This is a genomic window from Pandoraea pnomenusa (assembly GCF_000767615.3).
In the GTDB taxonomy this organism is placed as follows: Bacteria; Pseudomonadota; Gammaproteobacteria; order Burkholderiales; family Burkholderiaceae; genus Pandoraea; species Pandoraea pnomenusa.
This window is the reverse complement of sequence record NZ_CP009553.3, coordinates 1,547,879-1,559,868: the sequence shown is the minus strand read 5'-3', so window position 1 is coordinate 1,559,868 and position 11,990 is coordinate 1,547,879. Positions and strand designations below refer to the sequence as shown.

General features: G+C 66.7%; 11 protein-coding genes. 5 read left to right on the top strand and 6 right to left on the bottom strand.

Going from position 1 to position 11,990, the window contains the following annotated elements; translation table 11 throughout:
• Positions 1-259: 259 nt before the first annotated feature.
• Together LV28_RS31125 and LV28_RS31120 are read left to right on the top strand one after the other, a co-directional pair.
• Entirely contained in the window at positions 260-1,141 is an 882-nt protein-coding gene (locus LV28_RS31125; protein ID WP_023594974.1) for a winged helix-turn-helix domain-containing protein, read from the top strand.
• Complete coding sequence (locus tag LV28_RS31120; RefSeq protein WP_063598409.1) at positions 1,138-1,680, top strand: hypothetical protein; 543 nt, start codon at positions 1,138-1,140, stop codon at positions 1,678-1,680. The genes LV28_RS31125 and LV28_RS31120 overlap by 4 nt, the downstream gene beginning before the upstream one ends.
• 4 nt (positions 1,681-1,684) lie before the next feature.
• Here LV28_RS31120 and LV28_RS31115 read toward each other — a convergent pair whose 3' ends face one another.
• The 3 genes from LV28_RS31115 to LV28_RS31105 all read right to left on the bottom strand — a co-directional run bounded on the left by LV28_RS31115 (position 1,685) and on the right by LV28_RS31105 (position 5,303).
• Positions 1,685-2,815: a glycosyltransferase family 9 protein gene (locus tag LV28_RS31115; protein WP_048806415.1), complete on the bottom strand. Its 1,131-nt coding sequence runs from the start codon at positions 2,813-2,815 to the stop codon at positions 1,685-1,687.
• Between the two features lie 176 nt (positions 2,816-2,991).
• The gene (locus LV28_RS31110) at positions 2,992-4,611 is read right to left on the bottom strand and encodes a rhodanese-related sulfurtransferase (protein ID WP_038621382.1); all 1,620 of its coding nucleotides are present in this window, start codon (positions 4,609-4,611) and stop codon (positions 2,992-2,994) included.
• 53 nt (positions 4,612-4,664) lie between these two features.
• Positions 4,665-5,303, bottom strand: a complete 639-nt coding sequence (locus LV28_RS31105) for a cysteine dioxygenase family protein (protein WP_024788543.1) — start codon at positions 5,301-5,303, stop codon at positions 4,665-4,667.
• Positions 5,304-5,669: 366 nt separating this feature from the next.
• Here LV28_RS31105 and LV28_RS31100 point away from each other — a divergent pair, with 366 nt between their 5' ends.
• Positions 5,670-6,317: a LysE family translocator gene (locus LV28_RS31100; protein WP_029754782.1), complete on the top strand. Its 648-nt coding sequence runs from the start codon at positions 5,670-5,672 to the stop codon at positions 6,315-6,317.
• Between the two features lie 144 nt (positions 6,318-6,461).
• Positions 6,462-6,704: a DUF3820 family protein gene (locus tag LV28_RS31095; RefSeq protein ID WP_023594968.1), complete on the top strand. Its 243-nt coding sequence runs from the start codon at positions 6,462-6,464 to the stop codon at positions 6,702-6,704.
• Between the two features lie 71 nt (positions 6,705-6,775).
• On the opposite strand, the gene LV28_RS31090 is transcribed toward LV28_RS31095, so the two are convergent.
• From LV28_RS31090 to LV28_RS31080, 3 genes are all read right to left on the bottom strand, one after another.
• Complete coding sequence (locus LV28_RS31090; protein ID WP_081326831.1) at positions 6,776-8,299, bottom strand: amidase; 1,524 nt, start codon at positions 8,297-8,299, stop codon at positions 6,776-6,778.
• A 149-nt stretch (positions 8,300-8,448) separates the two neighbouring features.
• On the bottom strand, positions 8,449-9,228 hold the full coding sequence (locus LV28_RS31085) for a substrate-binding domain-containing protein (protein WP_038618296.1): 780 nt from the start codon (positions 9,226-9,228) through the stop codon (positions 8,449-8,451).
• A 150-nt stretch (positions 9,229-9,378) separates the two neighbouring features.
• Positions 9,379-10,707 carry an MFS transporter gene (locus LV28_RS31080; protein ID WP_038618299.1) on the bottom strand — a complete coding sequence of 443 codons (1,329 nt, stop codon included), beginning with the start codon at positions 10,705-10,707 and terminating at the stop codon, positions 9,379-9,381.
• A 306-nt stretch (positions 10,708-11,013) separates the two neighbouring features.
• On the opposite strand from LV28_RS31080, the gene LV28_RS31075 reads away from it, so the two are divergent.
• Positions 11,014-11,937: a LysR family transcriptional regulator gene (locus tag LV28_RS31075; protein WP_023871922.1), complete on the top strand. Its 924-nt coding sequence runs from the start codon at positions 11,014-11,016 to the stop codon at positions 11,935-11,937.
• Positions 11,938-11,990 lie beyond the last annotated feature (53 nt).

The window sequence follows — 11,990 nt, the reverse complement described above, 5'->3', positions numbered from 1 at the left end:
TGGGCGAGTGCACATGTCGACGTTGGACGGCAGACGAGACCATCACGGTGGCCAAGACCAAGGGCTGCCAATGTTGACAGTGTCGCCGTGGTGATCGAAGGCGCACACTTGGCGATCCCGGCCCCGTCCCCGCGCAACCGCTCAGGGAGTAACATGCTGCAACGCGATAGACGTCGAATTCCGTCACCAGAACGATCCGGTCTCTGTCGCGCTCCTGTTCAACACTGCGCCAGGGTGTCCCACGCCTTCGCGACGATTTATGGTCAAGTTCCTTATCGGTGACATCGCGGGTTTCGATACCGACACCTTCGCTCTCGTCTCCCGGCGAGATGACGCGCTGAGCGTATCGCTCGGTGCGACCGCGGGCCGCTGCCTCCAGGTACTGCTGGAGGCCGACGGCGAGATTGTGACGAAGCGCACGCTGCTCGCCCAGGGTTGGGAGCAATACGGGGCCGTCGTCACGGACAACAACCTCAGTCAATCGATCGTTCGTATTCGCCGGGCGTTGCAACACCTTGGCGCCGACCCGGGATTGCTCGTCACGCTGCCCCGAATCGGCTATCGGCTAACGGGCGTGACACGCGTGAGCCCTTTCGTCGAGGCGCCCCCTCCCCCGTCGACGACTGTCGAAAACGGCCGCACAGATGCGACAACTGACCGGGAAATTGCCCAAAGTTCACGCGATGAGAGTGAAACCTCCAGCGTCGAAAATTCACCTGCGTCCGGCGACGGGATCGGCACTGCAACGCGTGTCCAGGGTCCGTCGGTCTGGACGACTGTTGGCATCTGGGTCAGCGTGGCCGCGATCAGCGCCGTACTGGCCACATGGACGATCCCGTCGCTGCGAGGCGACGTGCGCACGAACGCCAAGTCAGCGCAATGGACCGCGCTCGACGCCACACCGGGCAACCGCGTTTTCGTGGCGCCCGATTATCGCGAGAACACGGATTTCGTGACGCAACGTCTCGCGCGACTGGCGAGCACTCCCCCCGTCACGATCGGCGACGCGAGCGATCGCTATGTCTACATCAACGGCGCGGGCAATTTCGACGTGTTCAGCTACTTTTTGTGTCGCGAGCCGATCGGGCGTGCCGACTCCGATTGCCTGTCCTATCTGCTGATCGACCATGCGACATCATGACCCGTATTGAACCCGCTCCACCGCGATCTGCACGTCGTCGCCTGTCCAGGCGCACTCTGTGGCTGGGCATCGCGGCCGCGGCCGCCTTGCCGTGGTTTGCCGCGTGGTGGCTGATTCCGAACGACCGTGTCGAATGGCAGTGTCTGTCCACCATCGAATTCGACACGCGGACTTCCGACGGCACGCGAGTACAGGTCTTCGGCACGATGGAGTCGAATTATCATCGCGACGGGAAAGGCACGGCACGCTTTACCGGGCGGGTGCGACAGGGCGACGCGTTGAGCGTGGTGCACCGGGCGAGCGAGTTCGAATACTTCGCGCTCAGGAATTGGTTGCGCGTGAAAACGCTTCGTGCAAGCCGGTTGCCGAACGACGACACCCCGGACGATGTCGCCTATCGATTCGTGTATCGCGGTTTTCAGCCGGGCCACACCGATTATTTTCAGGCAATGCGCGTGGGAGACGGCGCGAGCGTCGGCTACAACGATCAGCCGCGCGTGTATTGTGCGCCGGCGCCCAACGCCGGGCGCGCTCGCTAGCGACTCAGCGCAGTCTGGCGGGCGCCGCGCGCAACGTATCGATGACGGTGTTCGCGAGTTCGTCGGGATCGACGGCGCTCACGTCCGATTCCGTTTGCAGCGGCGTGGACCGGCACTGCGGCGTCAGGCGCAGATACGGTGGCTCGGCCTTTGCGAAGAGCGTGACGCTGGGTGTCGGCGTGGTATGCGCGACGTGCATCAGCCCGCCGTCCGCGCCTACGAACAGTGCCGCATTGGCGATCAGGCGTTTCGCGTCGCGAAGCGTCAGCTGTCCGACGAAAGACGCCATCCGCAGGTGGACGAATTTCGCTTCCATGAGCGCCCGGGCGGCGTCGACACCATTGCCGGAACCCAGCAGCACGACCCCCGTCGGCAGGCCCGGTTGATAGGCAATGTCGTAGGCCTGCAGGAATTCCCGCCAATGGGCGTAAGTGCGACGCGGCTCGACACCGCCCATGGCGAGCACGATGAACGGGCGTGCCGGAAGTTGCCGCACCACGCTTTCCGGCAGGTCGGACTCCTGACGCAGGTATGGCTTGGCGCGCGCCAGCAAGGCATCCGGACCGAACCCGAGCGAAAAGACGTCGTTGACGGCCGCGAGACTGAACTGCGTCTGGTTGCGGTCCGGACCGTGAAAGAAGCGGAACAGGCAGGCGAATGGCAGCGACGGAAAGTGTTTGCGCTTCAGACGCAGCGTCGGGTAGTTGAATTCCTGCAGCACGACGACATCGTAGTCGGCCGGATTCAGTCGCGCAGGATCGTCGAAGACCTGACGGAAAATGTCGTCGCCTTCGAAGACGGCCTTCAGGCCCGGCGTGATGAGCAGGTCGATCGGGCCTTCGCGCTCACGCAGGAGTGCGCGCCCGGAGAGGTCCATGACCGCATCGCCAACCGAGGCCTTGCCGCCGTAGATCCACAATACCCGTGCGTTTGGCGCGACATGGCGCACCTCGCGATTGGCCTGTCCGCTCAACGCGAGCCGCAGACGGCGGTGAAGGTATTTCTTGGCCACGGTAAGCGACGACGTCCGCTGCATGAAGACGTCGGGCTCGTGATACACCCACGCATAGGGAATGCGGGTGCTCGGCTCGGTAAGGGCGCCCAGTCGGCGGGCGATGAAGCGCTGCAATGGCATGGTCGAATCGGAAACGGGTCGGCCGCGATGCCGGCACGGCCCCCCGGATGGGAGGTGCGATGCCGGCAGACGCATCAGGCGGCGGCGTCGGAAGATCGGGAGTATGCCACGTCCGCCCCGACATCAGGCAGGGCGCGCGGCGCCGGGCGCATGCACACGGCGCCGCGCGGCGCTGTCTACACGACCTGAAAGTGATGTGTCCCATCGCGGCGCAATTGCTCGACCAGGCCGAACTCCCAGTCGAGATAGGCCTGCATGGCTGCCGCGGCGTTGTCGGTGCCCTCGTACGGACGGCGATACCGATCGTCGCGCGGACTGGCCAGACGCGTCTGACCCGATTCCAGCGGTAATCCGGCCTGGATCCACGCCTGCGTGCCGCCGTCGAGCACCACGATCTCGGCATCGGTCAGACGCCGCAGGTCGTCGGCCGCGAAACGCGCCAGCAGGCTGGAGCCGCAGGTGAGTACGTAGCGTTGCGCCGGGCCGACCTTGCGCAGGGCATCGGCCAGACGCGCGCGAATGACGAACCAGGCACCCGGAATATGGCGCTTGACGTAGTTCGCGCCCGACGTGAAGTCGAGCACCTCGAGCTGTCCCGGTTCGGCCTCGTCGAGCCAGCGCGCAAGCAGCGCCGGCGTGACGGTGGCGACGTCGGGGGCGCTCGGTGTGTGCAGCGGCCAACCGCCCCGGGCGTCTCGTTCGTGGGCGCCGTGCGGTTCCACGACGTACACGGTCCATCCCATCTGCGCGAGCCACGAGCCGGTCATGTCGGCGCGCACCCCGTCGTCGTCCGCAAGCACGATCCACGCGCCGCGTACCGGCGCGCAATGGTCCGTCTCCTGCACGAGTTGTCCGCCCGGCGCGCTGGCGAAGTCCGGCAGATGGCCCGCCGCGTATTCCTCGGGCGTGCGCACGTCGAAGCGATAAATCGTCCGGCCCGGTGCGCCCAGCGAAGGCACGTCCTGCAACGCGATACGTCGCACGCCGGCACGATCCGCGACCGCCCGCGCACCTTCGCGCGCGACGGCCAACGTTGCCTCGCGCACGGTCGCCGGGTGGCGGCGATCCGCCCCGTGCTCGAGCGTCTGGCCGGCCAGCGTCCAGCCGATGGTGCCGTTGCGCAGTGCCGCGACCGGGTTCGGCAGCCCGGCGTTCAGGAGCGACTGCGTACCGATGATGCTGCGCGTGCGCCCGGCACAGTTCACGATCACGCGCGTGGCCGGGTCCGGGGCGAGCTCGCGCACGCGCAGCACCAGCTCGGCACCGGGCACGCTGGTCGAGCCGGGAATGTTCATCGTCTGGTATTCGTCGAAACGCCGCGCGTCGACAATCACCATGTCGGCGTCGGCGTCGAGCAACGCCTGCACTTCCTGCGCCGGGAGCGACGGCGTGTGTCGCACGCTCTCCACCCACTCGCCGAAGGCCTTGCTCGGCACGTTCACGTCGCGAAACACCTCGCCGCCCGCGGCGACCCAGCCGTCGAGCCCGCCCTCGAGCAAGTTGACGTCGGTGTAGCCCAGTTTGCGCAGCACGTCGGCCGCGCGCGGCGCGAGATCCTCGCCGTCATGCGCTCCGTAGAGAACGATGCGCGTGTCGCGACGCGGAATGCGCGCCCATGCCTCGATTTCGACGCGCGAGAGCGGCATGTTGGCCGCCCAGAGCGGGTGAGACTGCGCAAACGGATCTTCCTCGCGCACATCGAGCAGCGCGATCTCCTCGCGGGCCAGCAATGCGGCGCGCACGTCGGCGAAACTCAGGACAGGAAAAGGGACATCGGATTGAACGGACACGGCAATTCCCCGAAGGTGTCGGTATTGAACGGGATCTGACGGCGAACGCTTGCCAGACACTACTGCGGCATGCCCCACGGCGCCGGCAGCCGGGCGTTGGCGTAGCCGGAGACGAACCCCTTGCGCTCGCCCGACGCCGTGAACACGCTGCGATGCACGGCGCCGATGTTGGCGCCATACACATGAATGCTCACCGAGACGCGATCGTCATACGCGTTGCTCACGCGGTGGATGTCGCCGAGTCGAGGCGACAGCGTCTCCACGTCGCCGGGCGCCAGACGGACCGGAGCCCCGGCCGCGACCGGCACGCCCTGCGCGTCGAGCACGAAGGGTTGCGAGTCCTCCGCGCCGCGCAACATGCCGATAAGCCCCCAGACGGTATGGTCGTGGATCGGCGTGCGCTGCCCCGGCCCCCAGACGAAACTCACGATCGAAAAGCGTTGCGCGGCGTCGCAATGCAGCAGGAATTGCTGATAGTGCTCGGGATGCGGCGTTGCAAACGCATCGGGCAACCAATCGTCGCGCTCGACCAGGCGGGCCAGCAGACCGGCCCCCGCTTCGAGCAGCGTCGCCTCGTGCGGACGGCGCGCGAGCAGGTGCGAAAACTCGGTCACGAAGGTGCGCAACGGCGCCAGCGCCTCGTGGTGATGCTGCGGCAAGTCGTCGTCGAGGACGCTGCCGGTCAACGCTTCTGTCATGCGGAGTCCCGGAAAGCAGCGAGCGCCTGCCGGCCGGCGGCGCCCAGGATGGTGCGGTTCCGCGACGTGCGATGCAGCGGCACGGCGCGTCGCGGTCATGACGCTCCAGCGGATTGTGCCGCGAGCGCCCGTGATTGCCCGGGACCTGCAACGCGAGTTCGGCGCCCGGATTGCAGTTCCCGTCACCGTGAACTGTAGCGCACCGCTGGCATTCTCGTCATCGGGTTCTCCGACTTCGCCGATCCATCGACGCCCATGGCCTCGCTCCGAAGCAACTGGCCCGGCCGCCAATCGACGAACTGTCCATGGCGCGACGACGTGGGCACCGCGACACTGCGCAAATCCCACGCCCGCCTGCGTTCCGCCATGACCGCCACCACTTCCGCTTCCGCTTCCGCTCACCTGCTGATCGCCTTCACGGCGTACTTCGTCAACGCGGCCAGCCCGGGGCCGAGCAATCTTGCGATCCTGTCCATCGCCGCAAGCCACGGGCGCAGGCCGGCACTGACGTTCGCGCTGGGGGTCATGTCGGGATCGCTCTTCTGGGCGATGGTCGCCATGCTGGGCATTTCGGCCACGCTGCTCGCCTATTCCCAATTCCTGATCGCCATCAAGCTCTTCGGCGGCGCCTATCTGCTGTGGCTGGCCTTCAAGTCGGGACGCGCGGCACTGCGCGGTGCCCAGGCGTCGAATTTCGTGCCGATCGACGACGACGGCAGGCTGTCGCTCCAACGCCTGTACGTGCGCGGCACACTGTTTCACCTGACCAATCCGAAAGCGGTGCTGGGGTGGGTTTCCGTCGCCGCACTGTCCTCCCCGCCAAACGGCGGCATGCCGCTGGCGGTAGTACCCGGCTGCGCCGCCATCGGGATGACGGTGTTCTGCGGCTATGCCGTTCTCTTCTCGACGCACGCGGCACGCCGCCTCTACCTGCGCATTCGCCGCTGGCTCGACGGCTGCCTCGCGGTGGTATTCGGCACGGCGGGCTGGCAACTGCTGATGTCGCGCGTCTGACACGCCGGACGGATGCCGCGCGTCCGACGCTTGGGGGTGATGTGGCGCATGCGGGCGGGCCAGGGACTTCGGGCATGTCCCGCGTCCATGCCCGGACGCTGCATGTGGTAGCGTGTCGGCTTTCGTCCGCCCCGCTCGCATTTCATGACCGATTTCGACGCCGACGCGCTCATGCGCCTCGTGACCACGCCAATGCCCTACGGCAAGCACAAGGGCACGCTCATCGCCGACCTGCCGGGCAACTATCTGAGCTGGTTCGCCCGCGAAGGATTCCCCCCGGGCGAGCTCGGCCGTCTGCTTGCGCTCATGCACGAGATCGACCACAACGCATTGGGCGAGCTGCTTCGCCCGCTGCGCGCGCAGGCCGGGGCGACGCGCGGCCGGTAAGCCGAGCGGCGGCGACCGGCACGCACGGCATCGACCGTGCCGTCCGACGCGCCCCTGCGATTCAGCGTGATTCAGCGTTGCGCGGCGCCCGCGAGCATCGGCGGCAGGCGACGGCTCACCCACTGCGTCTGTCGCTCGTGGGCATGGGCCAGTTGCAACACGGCGAGATCGGCCTGCGCCGGGCCGATGATCTGCAGCCCCATCGGCAAGCCTCGGGCGTCGAATCCGACCGGCACGCTGATCGCCGGCAAACCCGCCAACGTGGGGCCGATGACCACTTCCATCCAGCGGTGATACGTATCCATCGACTTGCCGGCCACGGCCGTCGGCCAGTGCGTATCGACATCGAACGGGAACACCTGGGCGGATGGCATCAGCAGGAAGTCGTAACGTTCGAACAGGCGCGCCAGCGAGCGATACCATTCGCTGCGGTCGACCGACGCCCGAAAGACGTCGGCCGCGCGCAGCGCATTGCCCCCCTCCACTTCCCATTGCGCCTCGGGCTTGAGCTTGTCGCGACGCGCCGGATCGGCGTACATCTCACCCAGTGCACCGTTCACGAGCCAGTGACGCAACGTCAGCCACGTCTGCCAGAGACGGTCCGGTGCGAAGTCCGGCGTGCAGCCTTCGACTTCGCATCCCATCGCGGCGAAGTCATGCAGCGCCGCCTCGCATAGCGTCATCACGCCGTCTTCCATGGGCAGGTGGCCGCCGTAGTCGCCGAGCCACCCGAGCTTGAGTCCCTTGACATCGCGTTGCAGCGACGCGGGGAAGTGCGAGGCGTCGCGAGCGATCGAGAGCGGGCTGCGAGCGTCATAGCCCGCTTGCGTGGCGAGCAGCTGCGCCACGTCGGCGACCGTGCGCCCCATCGGTCCCTCGGTGCTCAGTTGCTGGACGAAAACTTCCGGCGCCGGACCGTACGGCACGCGCCCTTGCGAGGGTCGGAAGCCGTACACGTTACCGAATGCGGCCGGGTTACGCAGCGAGCCCATCATGTCGCTGCCGTCGGCGACCGGCAGCATGCGCAGGGCGAGCGCGCTGCCCGCCCCGCCGCTGCTGCCGCCCGCGACGCGCGAGGTGTCGTAGGCGTTGCGCGTGGCGCCGAACACCGGGTTGTAGCTGTGCGAGCCCAGACCGAACTCGGAAACGTTCGTCTTGCCGATGAAGATCGCGCCCGCGGCGCGAATGCGGGACACGCTGATGCTGTCCTGCGTGTCGGGCGCCGTGGAGGTCAACGGCGAGCCCTTGCGCGTAGGCAACCCGGCGCACGACGCCAGATCCTTGACCGCGTGCGGCATGCCATGCATCCAGCCAAGCGACTCGCCGCTGGCCAATTGACGATCGCGTGCGTCGGCTTCCGCAAGCAGTGCAGCGGCGTCTCGCAGCGACACGATCGCGTTGACCGCGGGGTTGTGCCGCGCGATGTGCGCGAGGTATGCCTGCATCACTTCGCGGCATGACACGCGGCGCTTGTGGATGGCGTCGGACAGCGCCAGCGCGTCGAGCGCGACGATGTCATCCAGCGCGGGGACGTCGTGAGGGCCGGTGCGCCCGGCGCGAGCGGCCGGGGACGGTGTGGCTGGCGCGATGGCCATGTCTCTCTCCTTGGCGTGGCGTCGTCGTTGGCGACGCCGTGGTTTGACACGTCATTGTGTGCCAAACCCGCCAAGGTTGCCGAGCGAAAATTATGCCTGTCTCGTCGTCCAACCCCATCGGGTCAGGAGACTTGCACGCACGCCGACGCTCAATGCACGAGCGGGTCGAGGCCGGTGGACCGGACGTCCTTCGCCACGTCCGGCGCGGCCATGTACATCAAGAGCTTCTTCGCCTCTTCCGGATGCGGCGCATTGACCGGCACGCCGCCCGCGAAGCGCGTGACCGATTGCAGCGACTCGGGGATCTTGCCGGCGAAGCTCACGCCCTTGACCGGCAGCAGCTCGCTGACCTGTTGCAGCCCCAGCGCGTACTCGCCGGCGGCGACCTTTTCGGCCACGGGCGTCTTCTGCACCATCACGCCCTTGCCGTGCATCTGCTCCGCAATGCCGAGCTTCTTGAACAGCTCGCGCTCGATATAGACGCCGCTGGCGCTATCGGAATACGCGACCGACTTCGCCGCGAGCAACGCCGCCTTGAGCTTGTCGGGCGTGCTCACGTCGGGCACGGCCTCGCCTGCCCGGACCACCACGCCGATGCGCGAGTCCGCCAGGTCGACGCGGGAGTCGGCCCGCACTTTGCCGGCCTTGATGAGATCGTCGAGCGCGTAGCCGACCATGATCACGGCGTCGGCCGTTTCACCGCGCGCCAGACGATTGGGGATAGCCTCGGGCGCCTTGCCCATCGACGGGCCCCACGCGGTGTCGACGTGGTCGCCGCTCGACGCCTCGAACCGGGGCAGCAGCACCTTGTACGCCGCGGTGAAACCGCCGGAGTTCATCACGTGAAGTTCTTCCGCGACGGCGGGCGTGGCGGCGAGCAGCGTCGCCGCGGCAATGCCGGCGCCGAAGACGGTCAACAGGCGACGCATGCGAGCCTGGGCAGCAGTGATTTTCATGGTGTTGTCTCTCTGAATTTTGCTTTTGGGGATTACGGACGCGCGACGGCGTCGGACAGGGAAATCTGCCTCGGGCGCGCCGCCCCGCCGAAGGAGCGCGGGCGGCGGGCGAGGTGCGCGGCATCAGCCGGCGGCAAGTTCCGCGCGGGTGCTGCCCTGGCCGCCCGCACGGCGGCGATAGAGCATCAACGTTGCGCAGATCGCGCACAGCGCCGCGAAGCTCATCCAGTAGCCGGGCGCCGCCTTGTCGCCCGTGGCGTGAATCAGATAGGTCGAGAGCGCCGGCGTGAAGCCGCCGAAGATTGCCGTGGCGAGGCTGTAAGCGAGCGAGAAGCCGGCCACACGGACTTCCGGCGGCATCACTTCGGTCAGCGCCGGGATCATGGCGCCGTTGTACATGCCATACAGGAACGACAGCCACAGCAGTGCGACGAGCATGCGCGAGAAGCTCGGCGCCTGCACGAGGAACGTCAGCACGGGGTATGCGGACACGAGCGTGAGACCGGCGAAGAGCAGCAACACCGGACGGCGCCCGATGCGATCGGACAACGTGCCGCCGATCGGCAGCCAGATGAAGTTCGACACGCCCACGCACAGCGTGACGAGCAGCGCGTCGGCGCTCGACAGGTGCAGCACGCTCTTGCCGAACGTCGGCGCGTAGACGGTGATCAGATAGAACGCCGTGGTCGTGAGCGCCACGAGCATGGTGCCGCCGATGACCACGCCCGCGTTGGCGGCCATGGAACGGAACACCTCGCCGAGCGAAGGATGGCGCTTGCGCTGCTTGAATTCGTCGCTTTCCTGAAGCGAGCGGCGCAGGGCGAAGATCACCGGCACGATCATGCAGCCCACGAAGAACGGCAAGCGCCAGCCCCAGGCCGCGATCTGCTGCGCATTGAGCGTGAGCGAAAGCGTGAAGCCGAGGGCCGCCGAGACGACGATGGCGACCTGCTGGCTGGCCGACTGCCAGCTCGTGTAGAACCCCTTGCGTCCCGGCGTGGCGATTTCGGCCAGGTACACCGACACGCCGCCCAACTCCGCCCCCGCCGAGAAACCCTGCAGCAGTCGGCCAATGAGCACCAGCACCGGCGCGGCGAGCCCAATCGTCTCGTAGCCCGGCACGAAGGCAATCAGGATCGTGCCGCTCGCCATGATGGCCAGCGTGGTCACCAACCCCTTACGCCGGCCGACATTGTCGATGTACGCGCCCAGCACGATGGCACCGAGCGGTCGCATCAGGAAGCCCGCGCCGAACACCGCGAAGGTGAGCATCAGCGAGGCGAACTCGCTGTTCGTCGGAAAGAAGACACGGGAAATCTGGGTGGCGTAGAAGCCGAACAGGAAGAAGTCGAACTGTTCGAGGAAATTGCCGGCAGTCACGCGCAGGACCGCGCCGGCTTTCGAGGGGCGACGCGAAACCGCGTCATTGGCGTCATTGGGGCGCTGTGACATGCGCTGTCTCCGTGTTGCTTGCGGCCCGGAGGATCGGGCCGTCAATGAATCGACGTTCTGCGTCTTCGCCGGGGGCGCTTTTCTTCGCCGTGGACGCATTCTGGAAGGCGCCAATGTTGCGCCGGAAGTTCGTCGCTTGTGAATTGCAAGTTTTGGAAGGATTGATGCGCATAGGCTATCAATCGTAGAGTGCTAATGCGCCTACCGATCGGTAACACGCTACACTGCGCGGCACTCCGTCGGGCGCCGCGATGCCGGCCGGCGCGCTCGCGACCCTTACCCCGGAATTCTGGACGTCCCTACGACATGGCGATCAATTTCGACCTGAATGACTTGCAGGCCTTTCGCGCGGTGGCACAGCTCTCGAGCTTTCGCCGCGCGGCCGAGTCGATCCATATCTCGCAACCGGCGCTCTCGCGCCGGATCGACAAGCTGGAGGAGGCGCTGGGCGTCAAGCTGTTCGAGCGCAGCACGCGGCGCGTGGCGCTCACCAACGTGGGCCGTGCGTTTGCCCGTGATGCGGAGCGGATTCTGGACGATCTGGACAATGCGCTGCTCGGCATTCGCGATGTGGCGTCGTCGAGCCTCGGGCACGTGACCATCGCTTGTGTGCCATCGGCGGCGTACTACTTCATGCCGCAGGTCATTTCGCGTTACCACCGGGCGTTTCCACGCATCCGTATCTCGGTGCTCGATGCCAGCGCGAACGAAGTGCTGGCAGCGGTGGCCAACGGCGACGCGGACTTCGGCCTGAATTTCATCGGCAGTCAGGAGCCGAACATCGAATTCAAATTATTGCTCCAGGAACGCTACGTGGCGGCCTGTCGCCGCGACCATCCGCTTGCCGGCAAGAAGCGGGTGACGTGGCGCGAACTCTACGAGTACGACTACATCACGGTGGGCAAGGTCTCTGGCAACCGGCTGCTGCTCGATCAGGCGCTGACGGGACTGCCGCAGCGGCCGCCGAGCATTTGCGAGACACAGCACGTCACGACCATGCTCGGTCTGGTCGAAGCGGGACTGGGCGTGGCGGCGGTACCCACGATGGCCATGCCCGGCGGCGACCACCCGTTGCTGACCAGCGTGCCGCTGATCGATCCGGTCGTGAGCCGGCGCGTCGGCATGATCCGAAGCAAGGCCCGCCCGCTCTCGCCCGCCGCGGCGCAACTGTACCGCTTCGTGGCGGAGATGAAGGCGGGAACGCGGCGGCGCGGCAATGACGACGTATAGCCGAATCCTTACGAATGCACGCACCGAAACACTTTGTTACCCGTCTTACGTCA

What these genes read in the sequence shown, in the direction of transcription:
- LV28_RS31125 (WP_023594974.1), top strand. Translation starts at nt 260, where the DNA reads ATGGTCAAGTTCCTTATCGGTGACATCGCGGGTTTCGATACCGACACC.
- LV28_RS31120 (WP_063598409.1), top strand. Translation starts at nt 1,138, where the DNA reads ATGACCCGTATTGAACCCGCTCCACCGCGATCTGCACGTCGTCGCCTG.
- LV28_RS31115 (WP_048806415.1), bottom strand. Translation starts at nt 2,815, where the DNA reads ATGCCATTGCAGCGCTTCATCGCCCGCCGACTGGGCGCCCTTACCGAG.
- LV28_RS31105 (WP_024788543.1), bottom strand. Translation starts at nt 5,303, where the DNA reads ATGACAGAAGCGTTGACCGGCAGCGTCCTCGACGACGACTTGCCGCAG.
- LV28_RS31100 (WP_029754782.1), top strand. Translation starts at nt 5,670, where the DNA reads ATGACCGCCACCACTTCCGCTTCCGCTTCCGCTCACCTGCTGATCGCC.
- LV28_RS31095 (WP_023594968.1), top strand. Translation starts at nt 6,462, where the DNA reads ATGACCGATTTCGACGCCGACGCGCTCATGCGCCTCGTGACCACGCCA.
- LV28_RS31090 (WP_081326831.1), bottom strand. Translation starts at nt 8,299, where the DNA reads ATGGCCATCGCGCCAGCCACACCGTCCCCGGCCGCTCGCGCCGGGCGC.
- LV28_RS31085 (WP_038618296.1), bottom strand. Translation starts at nt 9,228, where the DNA reads ATGCGTCGCCTGTTGACCGTCTTCGGCGCCGGCATTGCCGCGGCGACG.
- LV28_RS31080 (WP_038618299.1), bottom strand. Translation starts at nt 10,707, where the DNA reads ATGTCACAGCGCCCCAATGACGCCAATGACGCGGTTTCGCGTCGCCCC.
- LV28_RS31075 (WP_023871922.1), top strand. Translation starts at nt 11,014, where the DNA reads ATGGCGATCAATTTCGACCTGAATGACTTGCAGGCCTTTCGCGCGGTG.